The organism is Pseudomonas sp. SCB32, from assembly GCF_009189165.1.
In the GTDB taxonomy this organism is placed as follows: Bacteria; Pseudomonadota; Gammaproteobacteria; order Pseudomonadales; family Pseudomonadaceae; genus Pseudomonas.
In genome coordinates this window covers 5,696,415-5,722,624 of sequence record NZ_CP045118.1, presented here as the reverse complement: position 1 = coordinate 5,722,624, position 26,210 = coordinate 5,696,415, and the positions used below count along the sequence as shown (strand labels likewise).

At 65.0% G+C, this 26,210-nt stretch carries 20 protein-coding genes and 1 riboswitch; of the genes, 13 read left to right on the top strand and 7 right to left on the bottom strand.

Annotation, left to right across the window (positions count from 1 at the left end):
- Positions 1 to 59 precede the first annotated feature (59 nt).
- Positions 60 to 854: a transporter substrate-binding domain-containing protein gene (locus GA645_RS26115; RefSeq protein ID WP_152226883.1), complete on the bottom strand. Its 795-nt coding sequence runs from the start codon at positions 852 to 854 to the stop codon at positions 60 to 62.
- Positions 855 to 1,428: 574 nt separating this feature from the next.
- Here GA645_RS26115 and hutU point away from each other — a divergent pair.
- The 6 genes from hutU to hutG all read left to right on the top strand — a co-directional run bounded on the left by hutU (position 1,429) and on the right by hutG (position 9,917).
- Complete coding sequence (gene hutU, locus GA645_RS26110; protein WP_152226881.1) at positions 1,429 to 3,105, top strand: urocanate hydratase; 1,677 nt, start codon at positions 1,429 to 1,431, stop codon at positions 3,103 to 3,105.
- A gap of 124 nt (positions 3,106 to 3,229) precedes the next feature.
- Positions 3,230 to 4,642, top strand: coding sequence for a cytosine permease (locus tag GA645_RS26105; RefSeq protein ID WP_152226879.1), 1,413 nt, complete (start codon positions 3,230 to 3,232; stop codon positions 4,640 to 4,642).
- A gap of 101 nt (positions 4,643 to 4,743) precedes the next feature.
- The gene (gene hutH / locus GA645_RS26100) at positions 4,744 to 6,273 is read left to right on the top strand and encodes a histidine ammonia-lyase (RefSeq protein WP_152226877.1); all 1,530 of its coding nucleotides are present in this window, start codon (positions 4,744 to 4,746) and stop codon (positions 6,271 to 6,273) included.
- A 98-nt stretch (positions 6,274 to 6,371) separates the two neighbouring features.
- Positions 6,372 to 7,772 (top strand): amino acid permease, encoded by a 1,401-nt coding sequence (locus tag GA645_RS26095; RefSeq protein ID WP_152226875.1) that lies wholly within the window; start codon positions 6,372 to 6,374, stop codon positions 7,770 to 7,772.
- Between the two features lie 28 nt (positions 7,773 to 7,800).
- A complete protein-coding gene (gene hutI / locus GA645_RS26090; protein WP_152226873.1) occupies positions 7,801 to 9,000 on the top strand; it encodes an imidazolonepropionase in 1,200 nt (399 codons plus the stop codon).
- 113 nt (positions 9,001 to 9,113) lie between these two features.
- On the top strand, positions 9,114 to 9,917 hold the full coding sequence (hutG, locus tag GA645_RS26085) for an N-formylglutamate deformylase (RefSeq protein ID WP_152226871.1): 804 nt from the start codon (positions 9,114 to 9,116) through the stop codon (positions 9,915 to 9,917).
- 174 nt (positions 9,918 to 10,091) lie between these two features.
- Here the strand turns inward: hutG and GA645_RS26080 are convergent, their stop codons facing one another.
- Complete coding sequence (locus tag GA645_RS26080) at positions 10,092 to 10,568, bottom strand: NUDIX domain-containing protein (RefSeq protein WP_152226868.1); 477 nt, start codon at positions 10,566 to 10,568, stop codon at positions 10,092 to 10,094.
- Positions 10,565 to 10,993, bottom strand: a complete 429-nt coding sequence (locus tag GA645_RS26075) for a hypothetical protein (protein ID WP_152226866.1) — start codon at positions 10,991 to 10,993, stop codon at positions 10,565 to 10,567. The genes GA645_RS26080 and GA645_RS26075 overlap by 4 nt, the downstream gene beginning before the upstream one ends.
- A gap of 178 nt (positions 10,994 to 11,171) precedes the next feature.
- Between GA645_RS26075 and pip the strand changes: the two genes are divergently transcribed.
- From pip to GA645_RS26040, 7 genes are all read left to right on the top strand, one after another.
- On the top strand, positions 11,172 to 12,143 hold the full coding sequence (gene pip / locus GA645_RS26070; protein WP_152226864.1) for a prolyl aminopeptidase: 972 nt from the start codon (positions 11,172 to 11,174) through the stop codon (positions 12,141 to 12,143).
- The gene (dtd, locus tag GA645_RS26065; protein ID WP_152226862.1) at positions 12,140 to 12,577 is read left to right on the top strand and encodes a D-aminoacyl-tRNA deacylase; all 438 of its coding nucleotides are present in this window, start codon (positions 12,140 to 12,142) and stop codon (positions 12,575 to 12,577) included. Before pip ends, dtd begins: the two co-directional genes overlap by 4 nt.
- A 201-nt stretch (positions 12,578 to 12,778) precedes the next feature.
- Positions 12,779 to 14,347, top strand: coding sequence for a glucan biosynthesis protein G (locus GA645_RS26060; protein ID WP_152226860.1), 1,569 nt, complete (start codon positions 12,779 to 12,781; stop codon positions 14,345 to 14,347).
- Complete coding sequence (mdoH, locus tag GA645_RS26055) at positions 14,340 to 16,916, top strand: glucans biosynthesis glucosyltransferase MdoH (RefSeq protein WP_152226858.1); 2,577 nt, start codon at positions 14,340 to 14,342, stop codon at positions 16,914 to 16,916. The genes GA645_RS26060 and mdoH overlap by 8 nt, the downstream gene beginning before the upstream one ends.
- Positions 16,917 to 17,151: 235 nt before the next feature.
- Positions 17,152 to 17,949 (top strand): transporter substrate-binding domain-containing protein, encoded by a 798-nt coding sequence (locus GA645_RS26050; RefSeq protein WP_152226856.1) that lies wholly within the window; start codon positions 17,152 to 17,154, stop codon positions 17,947 to 17,949.
- A gap of 72 nt (positions 17,950 to 18,021) precedes the next feature.
- Entirely contained in the window at positions 18,022 to 18,984 is a 963-nt protein-coding gene (locus tag GA645_RS26045; protein ID WP_152226854.1) for an amino acid ABC transporter permease, read from the top strand.
- Positions 18,977 to 19,711, top strand: coding sequence for an amino acid ABC transporter ATP-binding protein (locus GA645_RS26040; protein WP_152226852.1), 735 nt, complete (start codon positions 18,977 to 18,979; stop codon positions 19,709 to 19,711). The genes GA645_RS26045 and GA645_RS26040 overlap by 8 nt, the downstream gene beginning before the upstream one ends.
- A gap of 364 nt (positions 19,712 to 20,075) precedes the next feature.
- Here the strand turns inward: GA645_RS26040 and GA645_RS26035 are convergent, their stop codons facing one another.
- From GA645_RS26035 to GA645_RS26020, 4 genes are all read right to left on the bottom strand, one after another.
- A complete protein-coding gene (locus GA645_RS26035) occupies positions 20,076 to 22,139 on the bottom strand; it encodes a DEAD/DEAH box helicase (protein ID WP_152226850.1) in 2,064 nt (687 codons plus the stop codon).
- A gap of 154 nt (positions 22,140 to 22,293) precedes the next feature.
- On the bottom strand, positions 22,294 to 23,139 hold the full coding sequence (metF, locus tag GA645_RS26030) for a methylenetetrahydrofolate reductase [NAD(P)H] (protein WP_152226848.1): 846 nt from the start codon (positions 23,137 to 23,139) through the stop codon (positions 22,294 to 22,296).
- 93 nt (positions 23,140 to 23,232) lie between these two features.
- Positions 23,233 to 24,642, bottom strand: coding sequence for an adenosylhomocysteinase (gene ahcY, locus GA645_RS26025; protein ID WP_152226846.1), 1,410 nt, complete (start codon positions 24,640 to 24,642; stop codon positions 23,233 to 23,235).
- A 22-nt stretch (positions 24,643 to 24,664) separates the two neighbouring features.
- Positions 24,665 to 24,777, bottom strand: a riboswitch (S-adenosyl-L-homocysteine riboswitch).
- Positions 24,778 to 24,969: 192 nt separating this feature from the next.
- Positions 24,970 to 26,193: a CaiB/BaiF CoA-transferase family protein gene (locus GA645_RS26020; protein WP_152226844.1), complete on the bottom strand. Its 1,224-nt coding sequence runs from the start codon at positions 26,191 to 26,193 to the stop codon at positions 24,970 to 24,972.
- Positions 26,194 to 26,210 lie beyond the last annotated feature (17 nt).

The window sequence follows — 26,210 nt, the reverse complement described above, 5'->3', positions numbered from 1 at the left end:
TTGAGGTCATGCGGGGCAGGGCACGGAGCGGCGCCGGAACCTGCCGGATGTCAGGCTGCTTATTCCATCTCCTTGAGCCAGTCGGTGTCCTTGAACCACTTGCTGTGGATGCGCTCGTAGGAGCCGTCTTCACGGGCCTGGCGCAGGTAGTTGTTGATCCAGTTGAGGCTGTCGTAGTCGTTCTTCTTCAGACCGAAGGCCAGCGGCTCGTAGGTGAAGGGGTTCTCCAGGAATGTCAGCTTGCCGGCGCCGGCCTTGTTCACCGCCACCACGTTGTAGGGGGCGTCGTAGATGAAGGCGTCGGACTTGCCATTGACCACGTCAAGCACCGCTTCCTGCTCGTTGTCGAAGCCGTGGTACTGGGCCTTGCCGATCAGCTTCTTGGCCACCATCTCGCCAGTGGTGCCGATCTTGGAGGTGATGCGGTACTTCGGATCGTTCAGGTCCTTGTAGGACTTGATGGTGCCTTCCAGGTCCTTGCGGATCAGCAGGGTCTGGCCGACCACGATGAAGGGCTCGGAGAAGTTGATGCGCAGGTTGCGCTCCTGGGTCAGGGTCATGCCCGAGCCGATCATGTCGAACTTGTCGGTCAGCAGGGCCGGGATGATGCCGTCGTAGCTGGTGGAGACCAGCTCCAGCTTGACGCCCATGGACTTGGCCATGGCTTTGAGCAAGTCCACTTCGAAGCCGATGATCTCGCCGCGCTTGTTGGTCATCTCGAACGGCATGTAGGTCGGGTCCATGCCGACACGCAGGGTGCCGCGCTTGACCGCGTCATCGATGGCGCCGGCGTGGGCCGTGAGCCCGGTGAGCGCGCAGGTGGAAAGCAGGAGCATCGACAGGAGTTTTCTCATGGGTGTCTCTTCTTGTTGGGTTGGTTTGGTATTGACACGTAATGTATTGATTTAGCTTGTATATACATGCTGAGAGCAATATGCGGGCCAAGCCACCCGCCAAGGCAGGAAACGACCGCGCGGCAAGGTGCCATTGCGGTTTTCCAAAAATCCGAACGGGCGGCAGGAAACTGTGCGTTGTTACCCATTGTTACGACTCCCGTGAATTTTATTCCCGTTGCGCATAAGGAGACCGGCGCTGACGAGGGGCGTGCCGGGGTGTGGGGCAGGGAGTGGGTGATCGGGTGGGGTGCTGAAGCAGCGGGGTTGGGAGCCGGGTCTACCCTCGCAAAGGCAATCTTCAACCGATTCCCAGGGCAGGCGCGCCGTCCGAAGGGCGTCAGTCTTCAGGGCGAGGCCTAAAACACCTTGCTGTTCATGGAGTTGCCTATGGCTTGGGGTGGCAGTCGGGCGGGGCCTGATTGGGAGCGAAAAATCCCCTTGATTATGATTGTATATACATGCTTACATATCTCCATGCCCTGCCGGGGCAACCAACAAGAACAGGCAGATAACCCCCTTCTCCGGAGGCCCCATGAATAAGCCTAATCGTTTCCGTGACGTCGAAATCCGTGCCCCGCGTGGCACCCAGCTGAATGCCAAGAGCTGGCTCACCGAAGCCCCGCTGCGCATGCTGATGAACAACCTCGACCCGGAGGTGGCTGAGAATCCGAAGGAGCTGGTGGTGTACGGCGGCATCGGCCGCGCCGCGCGCAACTGGGAGTGCTACGACAAGATCGTCGAGACCCTCAAGGAACTGAATGACGACGAGACCCTGCTGGTGCAGTCCGGCAAGCCGGTTGGCGTCTTCAAGACCCACGCCAACGCCCCGCGCGTACTGATCGCCAACTCCAACCTGGTTCCGCACTGGGCCAGCTGGGAGCACTTCAACGAACTGGACGCCAAGGGCCTGGCCATGTACGGCCAGATGACCGCCGGCTCCTGGATCTACATCGGCAGCCAGGGCATCGTCCAGGGCACCTACGAAACCTTCGTCGAGGCTGGCCGCCAGCACTACAACGGCAACCTCACCGGCCGCTGGGTCCTTACCGCCGGCCTCGGCGGCATGGGCGGCGCCCAGCCGCTGGCCGCGACCCTGGCCGGCGCCTGCTCGCTGAACATCGAATGCCAGCAGACCAGCATCGACTTCCGCCTGCGCAGCCGCTACGTCGACGAACAGGCCGCCGACCTGGACGACGCCCTGGCGCGCATCGCCAAGTACACTTCCGAAGGCAAGGCCATCTCCATCGCCCTGCTGGGCAACGCCGCCGAAATCCTGCCGGAACTGGTACGCCGTGGCGTGCGCCCGGACATGGTCACCGACCAGACTTCCGCCCACGACCCGCTCAACGGCTACCTGCCGATCGGCTGGACCTGGGACCAGTACCGCGACCGCGCCAAGACCGACCCGGCTGCCGTGGTCAAGGCCGCCAAGCAGTCCATGGCCGTCCACGTACAAGCCATGCTGGACTTCCAGAAGCAGGGCGTGCCGACCTTCGACTACGGCAACAACATCCGCCAGATGGCCAAGGAAGAGGGCGTTGCCAATGCCTTCGACTTCCCCGGTTTCGTTCCGGCCTACATCCGTCCGCTGTTCTGCCGTGGTATCGGCCCGTTCCGCTGGGCTGCGCTGTCCGGTGATCCGCAGGACATCTACAAGACCGACGCCAAGGTGAAGGAACTGATCCCGGACGACGCTCACCTGCACCGCTGGCTGGACATGGCTCGCGAGCGCATCAGCTTCCAGGGTCTGCCGGCACGTATCTGCTGGGTTGGCCTGGGCCTGCGCGCCAAGCTGGGCCTGGCCTTCAACGAAATGGTCCGCAGTGGCGAGCTGTCCGCGCCGATCGTGATCGGCCGCGACCACCTGGATTCCGGCTCGGTATCCAGCCCGAACCGTGAGACCGAAGCCATGAAGGACGGCTCCGACGCCGTGTCCGACTGGCCGCTGCTCAACGCCCTGCTGAACACCGCGGGCGGCGCCACCTGGGTTTCGCTGCATCACGGCGGCGGCGTAGGCATGGGCTTCTCCCAGCACTCCGGCATGGTGATCGTCTGCGACGGTACCGACGAAGCCGCTGCGCGTATCGCCCGCGTCCTGACCAACGACCCTGGCACCGGCGTAATGCGCCATGCCGATGCCGGTTACCAGATCGCCATCGACTGCGCCAAGGAACAAGGGTTGAACCTGCCGATGATCACCGGCAAGTAAGACCCAGGCGGTTCGCCGCCAGGACCAGGAAGGGAGCCGCTGCACGGCGTGGTGCAGCGGCTCGGTCCGTCTGTTGTATGGAAGAGCATCAACACAACAAGAATTTCCCGGGAGAACAATAACGATGTCCCAGGCAAGTGATAGCTCCAAGCCCCTGATCGAACGGCGCTCGATCAACTACATTCCTGAAGCCGAGCGCCACGGCAAGCTCTACAGCCAGTTCACCCTCTGGCTGGGCGCCAACCTGCAGATCACCGCAATTGTCACCGGCGCCCTGGCCGTGGTGCTGGGCGGCGACGTGTTCTGGTCGCTGATCGGCCTGCTGATCGGTCAGCTGCTGGGCGGCGGCGTGATGGCGCTGCACGCGGCGCAGGGGCCGAAACTGGGCCTTCCGCAGATGATCTCCAGCCGTGTGCAATTCGGTGTGCTCGGCGCGTCCATCCCGATGGTGCTGGTGTGCCTGATGTACATGGGCTTCACCGCCACCGGCACGGTGCTGTCCGGTCAGGCGCTGGGGCAGCTGTTCGGCGTCAGCGACAGCGTCGGCATCCTGATGTTCGCCGGCGTCATCGTTCTGGTCACCGTGCTCGGCTACCGGGTGATCCACGTCATCGGCCGTATCGCCAGCGTCATCGGCGTGATCGCCTTCGTCTACCTGTTCAGCCGTCTGATGACGCAGACCGACATCGGTGCGCTGCTGGCCATCCGTCACTTCAGCTGGGGCGGCTTCCTGCTTGCGGTGTCGCTGGCGGCCTCCTGGCAGATCGCCTTCGGTCCGTACGTGGCTGACTACTCCCGCTACCTGCCGAGCAAGACCTCGTCGGTGAAGACCTTCCTCGCCGTCGGTGCCGGTTCGGTGGTCGGCGCGCAGGTGGCGATGATCTTCGGCGTGTTCGCCGCCGCCATGGCCAACGGGCAGTTCGCCGGCCACGAAGTGGCCTACATCGTCGGCCTGGGCGGCAGTGGCACCATCGCTGCTCTGCTGTACTTCAGCATCGCCTTCGGCAAGATCACCATCTCGACGCTGAACTCCTACGGCAGCTTCATGTGCATCGCCACCATCATCAGCGGCTTCCGTGGCCACCTTGAGGTGACGCGCCTGCAACGCCTGGTGTTCGTGCTGCTGATCGTTGGCACCGCGACCCTGATCGCGCTGCTCGGCCAGCACTCGTTCCTGGGTGCGTTCAAGTCCTTCATTCTGTTCCTGCTGGCCTTCTTCACCCCGTGGAGTGCGGTCAACCTGGTGGACTACTACTGCATCAGTCGCGAGCGGTACGACGTACCGGCTCTGGCAGATCCGAACGGTCGCTACGGCCGTTGGAACATCCCCGGCATCAGTGTCTACGTGACCGGTGTGCTGGTTCAGCTGCCCTTCATCTCTACCAAGTTCTACACCGGTCCGCTGGTGGATGCGCTGGGTGGCGTGGACATATCCTGGATTATCGGTCTGGTGGTCCCGGCAGCTCTCTATTATCTGGTCGCGCGCCGTACCTCGGTGCGCAGCTCCTGCGCTGAACACCCGGCGCGTGGGGCCTGAACCATCTTTCCAAGACGGCGGCACAACCGCCGTCCATACCCTGAATTGCCGGCACGGGCGGCGACAACGCCGATGCCGATGAGCGGCCTAGGAGACATTCGATGAAACTGCACCTGAAACCCGGATTCCTGACCCTGGCCGAACTGCGCCAAGTCCACCTCGCGCCTGTGCACCTGACCCTGGATGCCAGCGCCGACGCCCCGATCAACGCCAGCGTTGCCTGCGTCGAGAAGATCATTGCCGAGGACCGCACCGCCTACGGCATCAACACCGGCTTCGGTCTGCTGGCCTCGACCCGCATCGCCAGCCATGACCTGGAAAACCTGCAGCGCTCGCTGGTGCTGTCCCACGCCGCCGGCATCGGCGCGCCGCTGGACGACGCCATGGTGCGCCTGATCATGGTCCTCAAGATCAACAGCCTGAGCCGTGGCTTCTCCGGCATCCGCCGCAAGGTCATCGACGCGCTGATCGCCCTGGTCAACGCCGAGGTCTACCCGCACATCCCGCTCAAAGGCTCGGTCGGCGCGTCCGGCGACCTGGCGCCGCTGGCGCACATGTCCCTGGTCCTGCTCGGCGAAGGCAAGGCCCGCTACAAGGGCGAGTGGCTGCCGGCCAGCGAGGCCCTGGCGGTCGCCGGCCTCGAGCCGCTGACCCTGGCTGCCAAGGAGGGCCTGGCCCTGCTCAACGGCACCCAGGCATCCACCGCCTACGCCCTGCGCGGCCTGTTCCAGGCAGAAGACCTGTTCGCCAGCGCCATCGCCTGCGGCAGCCTGACCGTGGAAGCGGCCCTCGGCTCGCGTTCGCCGTTCGATGCGCGCATCCACGACGCCCGTGGCCAGCGCGGCCAGATCGACACCGCCGCCTGCTTCCGCGACCTGCTCGGCGACTCCAGTGAAGTCTCCAAGTCCCACCAGGACTGCGGCAAGGTCCAGGACCCGTACTCCCTGCGCTGCCAGCCGCAGGTCATGGGCGCCTGCCTGACCCAGCTGCGCCAGGCCGCCGAAGTACTGGCGATCGAATCCAATGCCGTGTCGGACAACCCGCTGGTGTTCGCCGCCGAGGGTGACGTGATTTCCGGTGGCAACTTCCACGCAGAGCCGGTGGCCATGGCCGCCGACAACATCGCCCTGGCCATCGCCGAGATCGGCTCGCTCAGCGAGCGCCGCATCTCCCTGATGATGGACAAGCACATGTCCCAGCTGCCGCCGTTCCTGGTGGCAAACGGCGGGGTCAACTCCGGCTTCATGATCGCCCAGGTCACCGCTGCCGCCCTGGCCAGCGAGAACAAGGCCCTGTCGCACCCGCACAGCGTCGACAGCCTGCCGACTTCCGCCAACCAGGAAGACCACGTGTCGATGGCCCCGGCCGCCGGCAAGCGCCTTTGGGAAATGGCCGAGAACACCCGTGGCGTCCTCGCCATCGAGTGGCTGGGCGCCTGCCAGGGCCTGGACCTGCGCGAAGGCCTGAAGACCTCCGCCAAGCTGGAACAGGCTCGCCAGACCCTGCGCCGCGAAGTGGCGCACTATGACCGCGACCGCTTCTTCTCCCCGGACATCGAGGCAGCCTCCGCGCTGCTGGCCAAGGGCTGCCTGACCGGCCTGCTGCTGGCCGGCGTACTGCCCAGCCTGTGATCCGGCGCTGGCCCTCGCGGGCCAGCCTCTACGGCACGGACCCTTTCAACTGAAAGGGTCCGTGCCGTCTTTCGCCTACAACAATTACAGGGTGCGAAATGCAAGAAGGTCTCAAGCGCGGGCTATCCGCCCGGCACATTCGATTCATGGCGCTCGGCTCGGCGATCGGTACCGGGCTGTTCTACGGTTCGGCTTCTGCGATCCAGATGGCCGGCCCAGCGGTACTGCTGGCCTACCTGATCGGTGGCGCAGCCGTATTCATGGTCATGCGCGCCCTCGGTGAGATGGCCGTGCACAACCCGGTGGCCGGCTCCTTCGGTCACTACGCCAGCACCTACCTGGGCCCCATGGCCGGGTTCGTCCTCGGCTGGACCTATGCCTTCGAGATGGTCATCGTCGCCATCGCCGACATCACCGCCTTCGGTATCTACATGGGCTTCTGGTTCCCCGACGTGCCCCGCTGGATGTGGGTGATGAGCATCGTCTTCCTGATCGGCGGCCTGAACCTGTGCAACGTCAAGGTCTTCGGCGAGATGGAGTTCTGGCTGTCGCTGCTCAAGGTGGGCGCCATCGTCGCGATGATCGTCGCCGGCTTCGGCATCATGATCTTCGGCCTGGGCCATCACGTCAGCGCTGATGCCGCCATGGGTGTGAGCAATCTGGTCGGCCACGGCGGCTTCATGCCCAACGGCATCGGCGGGCTGATCGCCTCCTTCGCCGTGGTGATGTTCGCCTTCGGCGGCATCGAGATCATCGGCGTCACCGCTGGCGAGGCCAAGGACCCGCAGCATGTCCTGCCCCGTGCGATCAACGCCGTTCCGGCGCGCATCCTGCTGTTCTACGTGCTCACCCTGTTCGTCCTGATGTGCCTGTATCCCTGGCCGCAGATCGGCACCCAGGGCAGCCCCTTCGTGCAGATCTTCAGCAACCTGGGCATCGGTTCGGCCGCGGCCGTACTGAACGTCGTGGTGATCTCGGCGGCCATCTCGGCCATCAACAGCGACATCTTCGGCGCCGGCCGCATGATGTACGGCCTGGCCCAGCAAGGGCAGGCGCCGCGTAGCTTCGGCAAGGTCTCCCGGCACGGCGTGCCGTGGCTGACCGTGGTGGTGATGGGCGGGGCACTGCTGGTCGGCGTGCTGCTCAACTACCTGATCCCGGAAAACGTGTTCCTGCTGATCGCCTCGATCGCCACCTTCGCTACCGTGTGGGTGTGGCTGATGATCCTGGTCAGCCAGGTGGCCATGCGCCGCAGCATGAGCCGCGAGGAAGCGGCCCAGCTGAAGTTCCCGGTACCGTTCTGGCCCTATGGCCCGGCCCTGGCGATCGCCTTCATGGTGTTCATCGTCGGCGTGCTCGGCTACTTCCCGGACACCCAGACGGCGCTGATCGTCGGTGTGATCTGGGTGGTGTTCCTGGTGGCTTCCTACCTGATCTGGTGCAAGCCGCGCGCAGGCAAGGGCGAGCAGGTCCGCGAACAGGCCAGTCTGAACCGCTAAGTTGTACCGCAACATAAGGAGACCGTTTATGAGAACTCTCTGGCAGCATTGCCACGCAGCGACCCTGGCCCAGGGTCGCTACTCGATCGTCGAGGATGCGGCGATCGTCACCCGCGCCGGGTTGATCGAATGGATCGGCCCGCGCAGTGAGCTGCCGACGGTCGCCGCCGAACGCACGGTGGACCTGGGCGGTGCCTGGGTCACACCGGGCCTCATCGACTGCCACACCCACCTGGTGTTCGGTGGTGATCGCAGCGGTGAATTCGAGCAGCGCCTGAACGGCGTCAGCTACGCCGAGATCGCCGCCGCCGGTGGCGGCATCGCCAGCACCGTGCGCGCCACCCGCGAGGCCAGCGAGGATGAGCTGCTGGCCAGCGCCATCAAGCGCGCCCGTCCGCTGCTGGCCGATGGCGTGACCGTACTGGAAGTGAAGTCCGGCTACGGCCTCGACCTGGAAAGCGAGCGGCGCATGCTGCGCGTCGCCCGCCGCCTGGAACAGGTGCTGCCGGTGACGGTGCGTACCACCTGCCTGTCGGCCCACGCGCTGCCGCCGGAATACGCTGGTCGCGCCGATGAGTACATCGAGCAGATCTGCGAGCACATCCTCCCGGCCCTGGCCGAGGAAGGACTGGTGGATGCGGTGGACGCCTTCTGCGAACACCTGGCGTTCTCTCCCGCACAAGTCGAGCGGGTATTCCAGGCCGCCAAGCGCCTGGGCCTGCCGGTGAAGCTGCACGCCGAGCAACTGTCCTCGCTGCACGGCTCCACCCTGGCCGCGCGCTACGGCGCGCTGTCCGCCGACCACCTCGAGTTCATGGACGAAAGCGACGCCATCGCCATGGCCGAAGCGGGCACCGTCGCGGTGCTGCTGCCGGGCGCCTTCTTCGTCCTGCGGGAAACCCAGCTGCCGCCGATGGATGCTCTGCGCAAGCACGGCGTGGCCATCGCCATCGCCAGCGATCTCAACCCCGGCACCTCGCCCGCGCTGTCCCTGCGCCTGATGATGAACATGGCCTGCACCTCGTTCCGTCTGACGCCGGAAGAGGCGCTGGCCGGCGTCACCCTCAACGCCGCGCGCGCTCTGGGCATGGCCGGCAGCCATGGCAGCCTGGAAGCGGGCAAGGTCGCCGATTTCATCGCCTGGGACATCCAGCGCCCCGCCGAACTGGCCTACTGGCTCGGCGGCGACCTGCCCAAGCGCGTCATTCGTCACGGCGAAGAGCTGTGAATCTGCTCTTCGTAGGAGCGAGCTTGCTCGCGAACCGGGCTCCGCGGCGAGGCTGTTCGCGAGCAAGCTCGCTCCTACAGGTTCGTCTTCGCCCGGTCTGGAGATAGCACCCCATGGATAACGTTCTCGAATTCAAGCGCGGCCGTGTGCCGCTGCTGATCAGCATGCCGCACCCCGGCATTCGCCTGACCCCGGCGGTGGAAGCCGGCCTGGTCGACGAGGCCCGCGAACTGGCCGATACCGACTGGCATATTCCCAAGCTCTACGCCTTCGCCGAGCAACTGGGCGCCAGCACCCTGGCCGCCGGCTACTCGCGCTACGTCGTCGACCTCAACCGCCCGGCCGACGACAAGCCGCTGTACAGCACCGCCACCACCGGCCTGTACCCGGACACCCTGTTCGACGGCCGCCCGCTGTTCAAGGACGGCCTGGTGCCGTCCGCCGAGGAACGCGCGCGCTACCTGGCCGAAGTCTGGACGCCTTATCACCAGACCCTGGCCGACGAGCTGGCGCGCCTGAAGGCCGAGTTCGGCTACGCGCTGCTGTGGGATGCCCACTCGATCCGCTCGCACATCCCGCACCTGTTCGACGGCAAGCTGCCGGACTTCAACATCGGCACCAACTCCGGCGCCAGTTGCGATGCGCAGCTGGCCGAGCGCCTGGTGGCGGTGTGCGCCGAGGCGCCGAGCTACAGCCACATCCTCAATGGCCGCTTCAAGGGCGGGCACATCACCCGCCATTACGGCCAGCCGCAGCAGGACGTGCATGCGGTGCAGCTGGAGCTGGCGCAGTGCAACTACATGGATGAGCGCGTGCCCTTCGGCTACCGCGAGGATCTGGCGGCGCCCACCGCCCAGGTGCTCCGGCGCATGCTGGAAACCTTTATCGCCTGGGGCCGCGAGCGCTACGGGCGCTGACCGTTTTACGCAGCCTCCTGCCGGGCGGGGATTTTGTCGGCGCGGCGCCGCCGGACCACGCATCCTGGCGGCGCTTATCCCGTTTCGGCAGGGGCTGTCTTTTCATTCGACGCGCGGGTGTGTCCGCCGGGCTTCGGCCTTGCGTACCGGCATCTCCCGTAGCAGCACCTCCTGTCAGCGCTGCAGCCCCAGGTGGCGGATCACCGGCTGTGCACCGGCCAGGCGCTCCCAGACGTCGTCGAGCAATTCGGCGGGGTAGAAGGAGGGCAGGCGCGGCAGCTGGGCGCGCGGCACCCAGGCCACGGCGCGGATATCGAACTCGTCACCGCCCAGGCCACGCAGGTTGTCCAGGCTGACGTCCCCGCTCCAGGCGTCCACGCGATAGAACAACTCCATGTGAAAGCGCCCGGCCAGCGGTTCGGCGAACTCGCGGACATACACCAGCGGGCCGACTACCACGGCCAGCCCGGTTTCCTCGAAGCATTCGCGGCGCACCGTGTCGCGGGTCGATTCGTCCTTGTCCGACTCGAAGCCGCCTCCCGGCGGAATCCAGTACTCGTCACCGCCGACCTCGTGGCGCACCAGGAGGATTTGTTCGTCGCGCACCAGCAGGCCGGCCGCGCGGATACGATGTTGCAGGGAGGAAGTCATTGCCAGTCGAGCCTCGCCAGTTTCCAGGTATCGCCGTCGCGCCACCATTCCAGTTTCACACTGTAGTGCCCGGCGCTGTCGGGGATCAGGTTGTCGGCGCCGGTGAGGGCGATCTGTGCCTGGGTGTGCCCGCGGCTGGAATAGGTCGGATCGAGCTGGTTGTCGCTGGAGAGGACGATCACCCGGATCTGCTGGTGACGCAGGAACATCAGAGTCATGGTGCGCCGTGCCCAGTTGCGGTCGAATTCGCCGTTGGCGCGGAAGTCACGATGCAGCTGTTCCATCACGGCCCCGCTATTCTTGGCTTCCAGGCTGTCCTGCAATTGCTTGACGGCGGCGTCGAGCTGCACCCGAGGGTCGTCGTGGCCGCAGCCGGTCAACAGAAAACCCAGTAGGAACAGAGAAAGAAACAACTTCCGTGGCATGGCGCACTAACTCCTTTATGGGTTTTTCGCTGGCCCGAGTATCATGCCCGACACCGTGGGGGTCGAAGACCTCTAACGAAGGTCGAACCGCGGCAATGCGACTTTCGACAAGTCGGTGCGGGCCCTAGGATGGTTACTGGTCCGGGAGCGACCGTACGCACTGATCCAGGAGCGAGCCATGCAATCTTTGTATCCGGAAATCAAGCCTCACGCCCGTCATGAACTGGCCGTCGAAGCGCCGCACGTCCTCTATGTGGATGAAAGCGGTACGCCCGACGGGTTGCCGGTTCTGTTCATCCATGGCGGCCCGGGCTCCGGTTGCGATGCCATGTCGCGCCGCTTCTTCGATCCGAACATCTACCGCATCGTCACCTTCGACCAGCGCGGCTGCGGGCGCTCCACGCCCTATGCGAGCCTGGAGAACAACACCACCTGGCACCTGGTGCAGGACATCGAGCGCATCCGCGAGCATCTGGGCATCGACAAGTGGGTGCTGTTCGGTGGCTCCTGGGGTTCGACCCTGTCCCTGGCCTACGCCCAGACCCATCCCGAGCGCGTACTGGCGATGATCGTGCGTGGCATCTTCCTGTGCCGTCCGCAGGAGATCCACTGGTTCTACCAGGAAGGCGCGAGCCGCCTGTTCCCCGATTACTGGGAGGATTACCTGGCGCCGATTCCGGCGGACGAGCAGGGCGACCTGGTGAACGCCTTCCATCGCCGGCTGACCGGTCCGGACCAGATCGCCCAGATGCACGCCGCCCGTGCCTGGTCCACCTGGGAAGGTCGCACCGCCACGCTGCGGCCCAATCCCGCGGTGGTCGAGCGCTTCTCCGATCCGCACCGCTCATTGTCCATCGCCCGCATCGAGAACCACTACTTCGTCAATGGCGGCTTCCTGGAGCCGGACCAGCTGCTGCGCGACATGCACAAGATCGCTCACCTGCCGGGCGTGATCGTCCATGGCCGCTACGACGTGGTCTGTCCGCTGGACAACGCCTGGGCGCTGCACAAGGCCTGGCCCAACAGTGAGTTGCAGATCGTCCGCGACGCCGGCCACGCGGCCAGCGAGCCGGGGATCACCGATGCGCTGGTGCGCGCGACCAATGAAATCGGCCGCCGCTTGCTGAACCTCCCGCCGGAGGCTGAATGAAGGGATTGATCCAGCGGGTGCGCGGCGCCCGCGTCGAGGTCGAGGGCGAAGTGGTCGGCGCCATCGACCACGGCTTGCTGGTCCTGGTGGGCGTCGAACCCGAGGACAGCGAGGAGTCGGTAAACCGTTTGTTGCACAAGCTGCTTAACTATCGAGTGTTTGGCGACGATGAAGGTAAAATGAACCTTTCATTGAGCGATGTCGGTGGCGGTTTGTTGCTGGTTTCGCAGTTCACTCTGGCCGCGGACACCCGAAAGGGGCTTCGGCCGAGCTTTTCCAGCGCGGCGCCACCCGAAAGGGGCGCCGCGTTGTTCGATCTACTTGTTGAACAGGCGCGAGCCCGTCATCCCTTGGTCGCCACTGGTCGCTTCGGCGCCAACATGCAGGTCCACCTGGTCAATGACGGACCGGTGACCTTTCTTCTGGAGGCTTGAACGCGCGGCAGCTTGTCATAACGCCGTGGGATGATGGTTAGGGCATATGCACATAGAACAATGGGACACCGGGAGCTTGCAGTACCCGTCGATAAAATCGGGGAATCATTCAGACTCACCGGGGTCGGAACTCAATCGTCGGCATTTTGGCATCGCTTTTGCCGACCTTATTAGCGTTATGTTCACGGACGAGGGGGACTCGTGATTTTCCGTTCCGTTCAACAACCTCTTTCTCGCAAATTCCTGCGCGTGCTGGCTGGCTCCGCCCTCGTGGCGTTGAGCGCCGGCCAAGCCTGGGCTTTCAATCTCGATGACGTGGCCGAGCGGGCCAAGGCGCTGGCGGGCGAAAAGTACAGCGCGCCGGCCAGCAACCTGCCATCGGAATTCAGCGAAATGAAATTCGCTGACTACCAGCAGATTCGCTTCCGCAACGACAAGGCGTACTGGGCCGGCGAGAAGACGCCGTTCAAGATCAGCTTCTATCACCAGGGCATGCATTTCGACACGCCGGTGAAAATCAGCGAAGTGACCTCCAGCAGCGTCAAGGAGATCAAGTACGATCCCTCGCGCTTCGACTTCGGTTCGCTGAAGTTCGACGCCAATGCCACCAAGGACCTGGGCTACGCCGGCTTCCGCATCCTCTATCCGATCAACAGCTCGGACAAGCAGGACGAAATCGGCACCTTCCTGGGCGCCAGCTACTTCCGCATCATCGGCAAGGACCAGTGGTGGGGCCTGTCCGCCCGTGGCCTGGCGCTGGACACCGCGCTGCCGTCGGGTGAGGAATTCCCGCGCTTCCGTGAGTTCTGGATCGAGCATCCCAAACCCACCGACAAGCACCTGGTGATCTTCGCCCTGCTGGATTCGCCGCGTGCCACCGGCGCGTACCGCTTCATCATCCGTCCGGTCAATGACACCGTGGTGGATGTGAAGGCGCGCGTCTACCTGCGCGACAAGGTTTCCAAGCTGGGCCTGGCGCCGCTGACCAGCATGTTCCTGTTCGGCTCCAACCAGCCGTCCGCCGAGCACAACTTCCGTCCGGAGTTGCACGACTCCACCGGCCTGCAGATCCATGCCGGCAACGACGAGTGGATCTGGCGTCCGCTGAACAACCCGAAACACCTGTCCGTCAGCGCCTACAGCGTCGAGAACCCGAAAGGCTTCGGCCTGCTGCAGCGCGGCCGCGAATTCTCCCGCTACGAAGACCTGGACGACCGCTACGACATGCGCCCGTCCGCCTGGGTCGAGCCGCAGGGCGACTGGGGCAAGGGTACCGTCGAGCTGGTAGAGATCCCGACCCCGGACGAAACCAACGACAATATCGTTGCCTTCTGGAACCCCGAGAAGCGCCCGGAGAACGGCGAGCCGCTGGACTTCGCCTACCGCATGCGCTGGACCAAGGACGAAGAGGCACTGCACGACCCGAAATCCGCCTGGGTCATGCAGACCCTGCGTTCGGTCGGTGACGTGAAGCAGAAGAACCTGATCCGCCAGCCGGATGGCAGCGTTGCCCTGGTCGTCGACTTCGTCGGTCCGACCCTCAAGGCGCTGGCCGGTGATGCTCCGGTAAGCACCCAGGTGAGCACGGATGACAATGCCGAGGTCAAGGAGAACAACCTGCGTTACAACCCGGTGACCCAGGGCTGGCGTCTGACCCTGCGGATCAAGGTCAAGGATCCGAAGAAGCCGACGGAAATGCGCGCCGCGCTGGTGAATGGCGGCCAGACCATTTCCGAAACCTGGAGCTACCAGCTGCCTGCCGATGAATAACTCCACCCCTACCACCGCGCCGGTGGCCGACTACCTCGCGCACCTGCCGCTTTCTGCGGCAGAGCGCGAGCGTCTGGCCCGGGCCGGTTCCTTCAGCGAGCTGCACGAGCAGCTCGCTGGCGATGATTCCCAGAGTGACGATGTCGCGCTGGCCTCGGTTGGTGCGCGCCTGCGCCACGGCTACGGCCAGGAGCTGGACGATGCCCGGATGCTGGGCATGGACGACAACGGCCGTACCTACCTCAAGGCCGCGCCGCCGATCCAGCGTACCAAGGTCATCCCCGAGCCCTGGCGCACCAACCCGCTGATTCGCGGCTGGCGCCGCCTGATCGGCCGCAGCAACCCGTCCCGACCGGTTCGTGACCTGCCCAAGGCGCGCTGGCAGCGGGTCGGCTCGTGGCGCCGTTTCATCCTGGTACTGATGATGCTGGGTCAGACCAGCGTCGCCACCTACTACATGAAAGGCATCCTGCCCTATCAGGGCTGGGCGTTCGTCGACCTGGCGGAGCTCAGCCGCCAGAGCTGGCTGGAGAGCCTGCAGCAGGTGCTGCCGTACGTGGTCCAGTTCGGCGTGCTGACGTTGTTCGCCATCCTGTTCTGTTGGGTGTCCGCCGGTTTCTGGACCGCCCTGATGGGCTTCTGGGAGCTGCTCACCGGCCGTGACCGCTACCGCATCTCCGGTAGCAGCGCCGGCAATGAGCCGATCGCCGCGCAAGCGCGTACCGCGATCGTCATGCCGATCTGCAACGAGGACGTGCCGCGAGTCTTCGCCGGCCTGCGTGCGACCTACGAGTCGGTGGCCGCCAGCGGCGAGCTGGATCGCTTCGACTTCTTCGTGCTCAGCGACACCAACCAGCCGGACATCGCGATGGCCGAGGAAAAGGCCTGGATCGAGCTGTGCAATGAGGCCAAGGGCTTCGGTCGCATCTTCTACCGTCGCCGTCGGCGCCGGGTGAAGCGCAAGAGCGGCAACATCGACGACTTCTGCCGTCGCTGGGGTGGCCAGTACAAGTACATGGTCGTCATGGACGCCGACAGCGTGATGAGCGGCGACTGCCTGACCAAGCTGGTGCGCCTGATGGAGGCCAATCCCGAGGCCGGCATCATCCAGACCGCGCCCAAGGCGTCGGGCATGGACACCCTCTATGCGCGCATGCAGCAGTTCGCCACCCGCGTTTACGGTCCGCTGTTCACCGCCGGCCTGCACTTCTGGCAGCTGGGCGAGTCGCACTACTGGGGCCACAACGCGATCATCCGCATGAAGCCCTTCATCGAGCACTGCGCCTTGGCGCCGCTGCCGGGCAAAGGTTCCTTCGCCGGTGCGATCCTTTCCCACGACTTCGTCGAAGCCGCGCTGATGCGCCGCGCCGGCTGGGGCGTGTGGATCGCCTACGACCTGGAAGGCAGCTACGAGGAATTGCCGCCGAACCTGCTCGACGAGCTCAAGCGTGACCGTCGCTGGTGCCACGGCAACCTGATGAACTTCCGCCTGTTCCTGGTCAAGGGCATGCACCCGGTGCACCGCGCGGTGTTCCTCACTGGCGTGATGTCCTACCTGTCGGCGCCGCTGTGGTTCTTCTTCCTGGTGCTGTCTACCGCGCTGCTGGCGGTGCACCAGCTGATGGAGCCGCAGTACTTCCTCGAGCCGCGCCAGCTGTTCCCGATCTGGCCGCAGTGGCACCCGGAAAAGGCCATCGCCCTGTTCTCCACCACCCTGACCCTGCTGTTCCTGCCCAAGCTGCTCAGCGTCATGCTGATCTGGGCCAAGGGCGCCAAGGGTTACGGCGGCGTGGTCAAGGTGACCATGAGCATGCTGCTGGAGATGCTCTTCTCGGTGCTGCTGGCGCCGGTGCGCATGCTCTTCCACACCCGCTTCGTGCTGGCCGCGTTCCTCGGCTGGGAAGCGCAGTGGAAGTCGCCGCAGCGCGACGACGACGACACCCCGTGGAGCGAGGCGCTGCGCCGCCATGGCCTGCAGACCCTGCTGGGCCTGTGCTGGGCGCTGCTGGTGGCGTGGCTGAACCCGCGCTTCCTGTGGTGGTTGTCGCCCATCGTCGGCGCCCTGATGCTGTCGATCCCGGTCTCGGTGATCAGCAGCCGGGTCAAGCTCGGCCTGGCTTCGCGTGACGAGAAGCTGTTCCTCATCCCCGAGGAATACGACACGCCGCGCGAGCTGCGTGCCACCGACGAGTACACCTACCAGAACCGCTGGCAGGCGCTGAAGGATGGTTTCGTCCGCTCCGCCGTGGACCCGGTGCTGAACGCCCTGGCCTGCGCCATGGGCACTGCCCGACACGGCCAGTCCGCCGCCATCGAAGCGACCCGCGCCGCGTTGGTCGAGAAGGCGCTGGAAGCCGGCCCCGAGCAGCTCGACGGCAATCGCCGCCTGGCGCTGCTGAGCGACCCGGTTGCGCTGTCGCGCCTGCACCTGGCGCTCTGGCAGGGCAACAAGGAACAGTGGATCGGCCAATGGCAGGCGTCGCTGCAGGCCGATAGTCACGCGCCCGCCGTGCCGCTGGCACCGGTGGCCGAACAGCCCCCGCTGTCGCTGCCCGCCGCACAGTCCTGACGCTCGCTCGCCCTCGTCCCGCTGCGGACGAGGGCGAGTTTCGCGGTTTTCCCGCTGCGGCGCTGCTGGTACCCTGCGCCCGCAAACCAGAAAAGACGATTGAGATATCCGGCGTATGGTTTACGCTTCGCGCCCTTGCGACGCGCGGCTTGCCATCGTATCCGGCGTTGCGCGGAGGCTCGACTCGATCCGCGGAAACAAAAAGAAGACCTTTCACTTGTTTGGGAGTTTGGGGATGAAAAAGTACGTGGCATCGCTGGTCATGGGCGTCTGCGCCCTGGTGGGCGTGGCTTCGGCGCAGGCTGGCGCCATCGATGAAGCGGCCAAGCGCGGCACACTGCGCGTGGGCATGGACCCGACCTACATGCCGTTCGAGATGACCAACAAGCGCGGTCAGATCGTTGGTTTCGAAGTGGACCTGCTCAAGGCCATGGCCAAGGCCATGAACGTCAAGCTGGAGCTCGTTTCCACCAGCTACGACGGCATCATCCCGGCCCTGCTGACCGACAAGTTCGACATGATCGGCTCGGGCATGACCCTGACCCAGGAACGCAACCTGCGCGTCAACTTCTCCGATCCCTTCATCGTGGTCGGCCAGACCCTGCTGATCCGCAAGGACCTGGAAGGCACCATCAAGTCCTACAAGGACCTGAACGATCCGAAGTACCGCATCACCTCCAAGATCGGCACCACTGGCGAGTTCGTCGCCAAGAAGCAGCTGTCCAAGGCCCAGTACCACGGCTTCGACAACGAGCCCGAAGCGGTCATGGACGTGGTCAACGGCAAGGCCGATGCCTTCATCTACGACTCGCCCTACAACGTGGTCGCCGTCAACAAGTTCGGCGCCGGCAAGCTGGTCTTCCTGGATCAGCCGTTCACCTACGAGCCGCTGGCCTTCGGCCTGAAGAAGGGCGATTACGACTCGGTCAACTTCATCAACAACTTCCTCAAGCAGATCCACGAAGACGGCACCTACGATCGTCTGCATGACAAGTGGTTCAAGAGCACCGACTGGCTCAAGGACATGGAATAATCCACGTCTGACGCTGGTTGACCCGACGCGCAGGCCCCGGCCTGCGCGTTCGCATTTTCACGGTAGAGATTCGTGGCTAGAACGAAACGCGCAACCTGGCCCTGGCATGGGCTTACCGGGCTGATCATCCTGCTGATCGGCCTCGGGCTTTGGTACTCCACCTCGCTGATTTCCTATGAGTGGCGCTGGAATCGCGTCCCGCAGTACTTCGCCTACCAGGCCGAAGAACCGCAGCGGGCCGAGAACATCTCGCGGGTGGAGAAAATCGAACAGGCCGGGCGTGACGTTCGCGTCACCCTGCAGGGCGAGGAGGGCCAGCAGCAGGTGCTGAACGTGGCCGCCGACAGCCTGCAGTTCGCCGAGAACGACGATGTCGGCGAAGGCGATGTGGTCGGCATGCAGCGCCACTGGGCCGCCGGCCCGCTGGCCTGGGGCCTGTGGACCACCGTGTGGATTTCCTTCGTCTCCGGCGGCATCGGCCTGCTGATCGGCCTGTTCACCGGCCTCTGTCGCCTGTCGAAGAACCCGACCCTGCACGACCTCTCGACCGTCTATGTCGAGCTGGTGCGCGGCACGCCGCTGCTGGTGCAGATCTTTATCTTCTACTTCTTCATCGGCACCGTGCTGAACCTCTCCCGCGAGTTCGCCGGGGTGGCCGCGCTGGCGCTGTTTACCGGTGCCTATGTGGCCGAGATCGTCCGTGCCGGCGTGCAGTCCATCGCCCGTGGCCAGGACGAAGCCGCGCGCTCCCTGGGCCTGAACGCCGCGCAATCGATGCGCCACGTGATCCTGCCGCAGGCCTTCAAGCGCGTGCTGCCGCCGCTGGCCGGGCAGTTCATCAGCCTGGTGAAGGACACCTCGCTGGTCTCGGTAATCGCCATCACCGAACTGACCAAGAGTGGCCGCGAGGCGATCACCACCTCGTTCTCCACCTTCGAGATCTGGTTCTGCGTCGCAGCGCTCTACCTCGTGATCAACCTGCCGCTGTCGCACCTGGCAGGCCGTCTGGAACGGAGGCTCAGCCAAAGTGATTGAAGTTCGCAACCTGACCAAGGTCTTCGATACCCGCGGACACACGGTTCGTGCCGTCGATGACGTGACCACCTCGGTGGCGAAGGGGGAAGTGCTGGTGGTGCTGGGCCCGTCCGGCTCGGGCAAGTCCACCTTCCTGCGCTGCCTGAACGGCCTGGAGGAGTTCGACTCCGGCTCGGTGAGCATCGACGGCGTCGATCTCGCCAACCCGAAGACCGACATCAACGCCTACCGCCGCGAAGTCGGCATGGTGTTCCAGCACTTCAACCTGTTCCCGCACATGACCGTACTGGAGAACCTCTGCCTGGCGCAGAAAGTCGTGCGCAAGCGCGGCAAGGCCGAGCGCGAGGAGAAGGCCAAGGCGCTGCTGGCCAAGGTCGGCATCGCCCAGAAGGCCAATGAATACCCGTCGCGCCTTTCCGGCGGCCAGCAGCAGCGCGTGGCCATCGCCCGTGCGCTGTGCATGGAACCGAAGGTGATGCTGTTCGACGAGCCTACCTCGGCGCTCGATCCGGAGATGGTCGGCGAAGTACTGGACGTGATGAAGACCTTGGCCGTGGAAGGCATGACCATGGTCTGTGTGACCCACGAAATGGGCTTTGCCCGTGAAGTGGCGGACAGGGTGCTGTTCTTCGATCACGGCAAGCTGCTGGAAGACGCCGCCCCGGCGGAGTTCTTCGCTCAGCCCAAGGACCCGCGTGCGCAGGCGTTCCTGCGGCAGGTGCTTTGAGGCTCGATGCCGTTATGAAAAAGCCGCCTTCGGGCGGCTTTTTTGTGCCCGCTTGGTGCGGGGCAACCAGTAGGAGCGGACTCTGTCCGCGATAGGCGCGCATCGCGCCGGAGGCCAATCGCGGACAGAGTCCGCTCCTACGTTGTCTTCTGGGTGATACCCCTTCGGGCCAGCGCAAGCGCTGTTCGCGATGAAGCCGCGTCCCGCGTTCGCGGGGAAGACATGTACAGAGCGCCACTGCATGAAAGGTCACTCCCGCGAAGGCGGGAGCCCAAAAGACAGTTGCACCTACGATCACAGGGGGTATCGGTGCTAAATCGCGGGCAAAAAGAAACCGCCCCTAAGGGCGGTTTCTTCTACAGCGTCAGTCGCGATTGCGGGTCAGCAGCGCCGGACGCTCGGTCTTGCGGCGCGGCTCCAGCTCTTCCAGCTGCTCGGCAGTGGGGAAGCGATCGCCGCGAACCAGATCGCGCTTGTTGATCACCACCGGCTGACGGGTCGGCTTGGCAGCACCGTACTCGCTCGGCTCGCGCAGCGGGGCGTCGTTCATGCGGGAGGCCGGAGCCTTGCCGCCACGCTTGCGCTGGCCCTGCTTGCCCTGGCCATTGCCGCCCTGGCCTTGGCCCTGACCGCGAGTGCCGCCGCTGGGCTTCTTCGCGGCCTTGCCTTGGCCCTGGCTCTGGCCTTGACCCTGGCCACGGTTCTGACCGCTACCCTGGCTGCCACCCTGACCACCCTGACCACGGGAGCGCTGCTGGCCCTGGCCCTGGTTCTGACCTTGGCCTTGACCTTGGCCTTGACCGCCACGGCGGCGCTGGCCGCGTTGCTGGTCCTTGTCCGGGAACGGGCTGACGTAGTCGGCGCGGTTGCCAAAGTTGTCGAAGTCGTCGTCGAGGAACTCTTCCGGATCGCGGTTACCGTCGGCTTTCGGTGCGCGCGCCGGCTTGGCCTGCTGCTGGCGACCTTGGCCCTGCTGTTCCTGGCGGGGCTGACGCTGCTCGCGTGGCTGAGCGTTGGCGCTCGGCTGAGCGTCACCGCCCTGGCCGTCACCCTTCTTCTTGCCACGACCGCCACGACGGCGGCGCTTGCCGGCCGGCTTGTCGCCTTCAGCGGCTTCGCCGTCGGCGGGAGCGGCGTGCTGCTGCTCTTCGGCCTGCGGCTGCTGGGGTTTGTCCTTGGTGGTGCGCTCCTTGCGCTCGCCACGCTTGGCTTTGTCCTTGCGCGGCTGGCGCTGCGGGGCTTCCTTCGCTTCGGGCTGCTGGACTTCCGGCAGCACGGTGTCGGGGTCGAAGCCCTGCATGTCGCCATCGGGGATACGCTGCTTGGTCAGGCGCTCGATGGCCTTGAGCAGCTTCTCTTCGTCCGGCGCCACCAGCGAGATGGCCTCACCGGTACGGCCTGCACGGCCGGTACGGCCGATACGGTGGACGTAGTCTTCCTCGACGTTGGGCAGCTCGTAGTTGACCACGTGGGGCAGCTGGTCGATATCCAGGCCGCGGGCGGCGATGTCGGTGGCGACCAGGATGCGTACGTCGTTGGCCTTGAAGTCGGCCAGGGCCTTGGTGCGCGCGTTCTGGCTCTTGTTGCCGTGGATAGCGGCGGCCGGCAGACCATGCTTGGTCAGGTATTCGGCGAGGCGGTTGGCGCCATGCTTGGTGCGGGTGAACACCAGGACCTGCTCCCAGGCACCGATGGTTACCAGGTGGGCCAGCAGCACACGCTTCTGTACGGCGGGGATGCGGAACACGCGTTGCTCGATGCGCTCGACGGTGGTGTTCGGCGGAGTGACCTCGATGCGCTCCGGGTTGTGCAGGAGCTTGTTGGCGAGGTCGACGATGTCTTTCGAGAAGGTCGCCGAGAACAGCAGGTTCTGGCGCTTGGGCGGAAGCTTGGCAAGGACCTTCTTCACGTCATGGATGAAGCCCATGTCGAGCATGCGGTCGGCTTCGTCGAGGACGAGAATCTCCACGTGGGAGAGGTCGATGCTGCCCTGGCCGACCAGGTCGAGCAGGCGACCGGGGCAGGCGACCAATACGTCCACGCCCTTGGAGACGGCCTGGACCTGGGGATTCATGCCGACACCACCGAAGATGCAGGCGCTCTTGAGCGGCAGGTCGCGGGCGTAGACCTTGAAGCTGTCATGCACCTGGGCGGCCAGTTCGCGGGTCGGGGTCAGGACCAGGACGCGCGCCTGGCGCGGGCCGTGGCGGTGTTCGCGGTCCGGGTGGCCTTCGGGGAACAGGCGTTCAAGCACCGGGAGGGCGAAGCCGCCGGTCTTGCCGGTGCCGGTCTGGGCGGCAACCATCAGGTCGCGGCCTTGCAGTACGGCGGGGATGGCGCGTTCCTGAACGGGAGTGGGGCGCGCGTAGCCGGCGGCTTCGACGGCGCCAGCCAGGGCCTCGGAGAGACCGAGGGAAGTAAAGGACATGCGGGGTTCCTGTAGGCCGGCGACCTGCCGGCTCGAGGGCGCGTGATTTCAAGCTCGGGGCGAGCGCTCAGCCGATGGCTGGAAGCACCCCGTCCACGATACGCCGGCGTTGCGCTGGCCGGGATCGCGGACGGTAAGCCCGGAGCAATGATCCTCAGCGGGGGAGCTTGAGGTTGTTCCAGAGCGCCAGGCTGGGTTCAGCCTGGTTCAGGGTGTAGAAATGCAGACCGGGTGCGCCGCCTTCAAGGAGGCGTTCGCACATTTCGGTGATCACCTGCTCACCAAAGGCCTGGATGCTGGCGATGTCGTCGCCGTAAGCTTCCAGCTGCTTGCGAATCCAACGGGGGATTTCCGCGCCACAGGCGTCGGAGAAGCGGGCCAGTTTGGTGTAGTTGGTGATTGGCATGATACCCGGTACGACCGGAATGCTGACACCGAGTTTCTCCGCACGCTCGACAAAATGGAAGTAGCTGTCGGCGTTGAAGAAGTATTGTGTGATGGCACTGTCGGCGCCGGCTTTGACCTTGCGCACGAAATTCGCCAGATCATCCTCGAAATTGCGGGCCTGCGGGTGAACTTCCGGATAGGCGGCGACTTCGATGTGGAAATGATCGCCGGTTTCGGCGCGGATGAACTCCACCAGCTCGTTGGCGTAGCGCAGCTCGCCGCTGGCCATGCCCATGCCCGAGGGCAGGTCGCCGCGCAGGGCGACGATGCGGCGGATGCCGGCGTCCTTGTAGTGGGCGAGCAGGGCGCGCAGTTCGGCCTTGGTGTCGCCGACACAGGACAGGTGCGGGGCGGTGGAGACCTGCACTTCGCCGTCGAGCTGCAGCACGGTGCTCAGGGTGCGGTCGCGGGTCGAGCCGCCGGCACCGTAGGTGCAGGAGAAGAAGTCAGGCTTGTACGCGGCCAGCTGGCGCGCGGTAACCATCAGTTTTTCGTGGCCGGCTTCGGTCTTGGCGGGGAAGAACTCGAAGCTGTAGCGGCGTTCTTGAGACATAGAAGAAGGTTCCCTTCTCAGCGGCAAACTTCAAGCGGCAGGCTGCCAGCGGAAGTCCGCTGGCAGCCTGTGGCCTGCAGCCTGCGGCTGCGATCAGTAACGGTAGGTGTCCGGCTTGAACGGGCCTTCCACGGTCACGCCAATGTACTCGGCCTGGGTCTTGGTCAGCTGGGTGACCACGCCACCGAAGCCCTTGACCATCTCCAGCGCCACTTCTTCGTCGAGCTTCTTGGGCAGTACTTCGACGGTCAGGCGCTGGGCTTTGTCAGCGGCGGACAGGTTGGCGAACTTCTGCTCGAACAGGTGGATCTGCGCCAGCACCTGGTTGGCGAAGGAGCCGTCCATGATGCGCGACGGGTGGCCGGTGGCGTTGCCCAGGTTGACCAGGCGACCTTCGGCCAGCAGGATCAGGTAGTCGTCGTTGTGCGGATCGAAGCCGTCCTTGCCGGTACGGTGGATCTTGTGCACCTGCGGCTTGACCTCTTCCCACGCCCAGGTCTTGCGCATGAAGGCGGTGTCGATCTCGTTGTCGAAGTGACCGATGTTGCACACCACGGCGCGCTTCTTCAGCGCCTTGAGCATGTTGGCGTCGCAGACGTTGACGTTACCGGTGGTGGTGACGATCAGGTCGATCTTGCCCAGCAGAGCGGCGTCGACGCTGGCTTCGGAGCCGTCGTTCAGGCCGTTCTTGTAGGGAGAGACGACTTCGAAGCCGTCCATGCAGGCCTGCATGGCGCAGATCGGGTCGACTTCGGAGACCTTCACGATCATGCCTTCCTGGCGCAGGGACTGGGCGGAGCCCTTGCCCACGTCGCCGTAGCCGATCACCAGGGCCTGCTTGCCCGACAGCAGGTGGTCGGTGCCGCGCTTGATGGCGTCGTTCAGGCTGTGACGGCAGCCGTACTTGTTGTCGTTCTTGCTCTTGGTGACCGAGTCGTTGACGTTGATCGCCGGGACTTTCAGGGTGCCGGCCTTGAGCATGTCGAGCAGGCGGTGCACGCCGGTGGTGGTCTCTTCGGTGATGCCGTGGATCTTCTCCAGCATCGCCGGGTATTTCTTGTGCAGGATCTCGGTCAGGTCACCGCCGTCGTCCAGCACCATGTTGGCGTCCCACGGCTGGCCATCTTTCAGGATGGTCTGCTCGATGCACCACTCGTACTCTTCCTCGGTCTCGCCCTTCCAGGCGAATACCGGGATGCCGGCGGCGGCGATGGCGGCAGCGGCCTGGTCCTGGGTGGAGAAGATGTTGCAGGACGACCAGCGCACTTCGGCGCCCAGGGCGGTCAGGGTCTCGATGAGCACGCCGGTCTGGATGGTCATGTGGATGCAGCCCAGGATCTTCGCGCCCTTGAGCGGCAGCTGGCCGGCGTATTTGCGGCGCAGGCCCATCAGTGCCGGCATTTCGGATTCGGCGATGATCAGCTCGCGGCGGCCCCAGGCGGCCAGGGAAATGTCGGCGACTTTGAAGTCGGTGAAACCGGCAGGCGTCATGACAGCGCTCATGCGTAACTCTCCATTCGTTGTCTGCGAATGGGCGCCGTTGATGCGTTTACAGCACCGGGAATCGGTACTGTGAGCGCGCTCCGTTCGAGCCTGACAAGTCATGGGTTCCGACTTGCTGCAGCGCCCCTCGAACGGAAGGCGGGAGCGACCGGGAAGTCGCTTGGACGGGTGATTATAGCGGCGCCTTGAGCATCGCCCAAGTCCGGCGTGCGCCGCCGATCAGCGGAATGTGATCTCCGCCGGCTTCCAGCGACGGGGCCGTGAAAACCCGGCGCTGGAAGCCAGACAGGAGATGCTCGGTAGCGGCCCGCCTGGCGGGCCGCGCAATCAGATGACGCCGCCTTCGCGCAGCTTGGCGATGGCTGCTTCGTCCAGGCCTAGTACACCTTCGAGAATCTCGTGGGTGTGCTGGCCGAGGGTCGGCGGGGCGTTGCGGTACTGCACCGGGGTCTCGGACAGGCGGATCGGGCTCGCTACCTGCGGCACCGTGCCGGCCAGTGGGTGTGGCAGTTCCACGCGCAGGCCGCGGGCGATCACCTGCGGGTCGGCGAAGACTTGCGAGAGGTCGTTGATCGGACCGCAGGGCACGCTGGCCTGCTCCAGAACGGCGATCCACTCGGCGGTGGTACGCATCACGGTGGACTGGCGGATCAGCGGGATCAGCACGTCACGGTGGGCAACCCGCGCCTGGTTGGTGGCGAAGCGTTCGTCGGTGGCCCATTCCGGACGGCCCGCCAGCTCGGCGAACTTGCGGAACTGCCCGTCGTTGCCCACGGTGAGGATGAAGTCGCCGTCGGCGGTGGGGAAGTCCTGGTACGGCACGATGTTCGGGTGCGCGTTGCCCAGGCGGCGCGGCGGGTTGCCAGTGGTCAGGTAGTTCAGGGTCTGGTTGGCCAGGCAGGCGACCTGCACGTCCAGCAGCGCCATGTCGATGTGCTGGCCGATACCGCTGACATCGCGGTGGGCGAGGGCGGCGAGGATCGCGGTGGATGAGTAGAGACCGGTGAGGATATCGGTCAGCGCCACGCCGACCTTCACCGGACCTGCGCCTTCCTCGGCGTCGGAGCGGCCGGTCAGGCTCATCAGGCCGCCCAGGCCCTGGATCATGAAGTCGTAGCCGGCGCGCTTGGCGTAGGGGCCGAACTGGCCGAAGCCGGTGATCGAGCAGTAGATCAGCTTCGGGTTGAGCGCCTTGAGCGACTCGTAGTCCAGGCCGTAGGCCTTCAGGCCACCAACCTTGAAGTTCTCCAGCACGATGTCGGCCTTGGCCGCCAGTTCGCGCACCAGGCGCTGGCCTTCGGGCTGGGTGAAGTCGATGGTCAGGGATTTCTTGTTGCGGTTCGCCGACAGGTAATACGCCGCTTCACTTGTGTCGCGGCCGTCCGCATCCTTCAGGAACGGCGGGCCCCAGGCACGGGTGTCGTCGCCACTGCCGGGACGCTCGATCTTGATCACTTCCGCGCCGAGGTCGGCGAGGATCTGCCCGGCCCAGGGGCCAGCGAGAACGCGGGAGAGGTCGAGGACACGAATGTGCGAAAGGGCGCCGGACATGGAATCACCTGCAACGT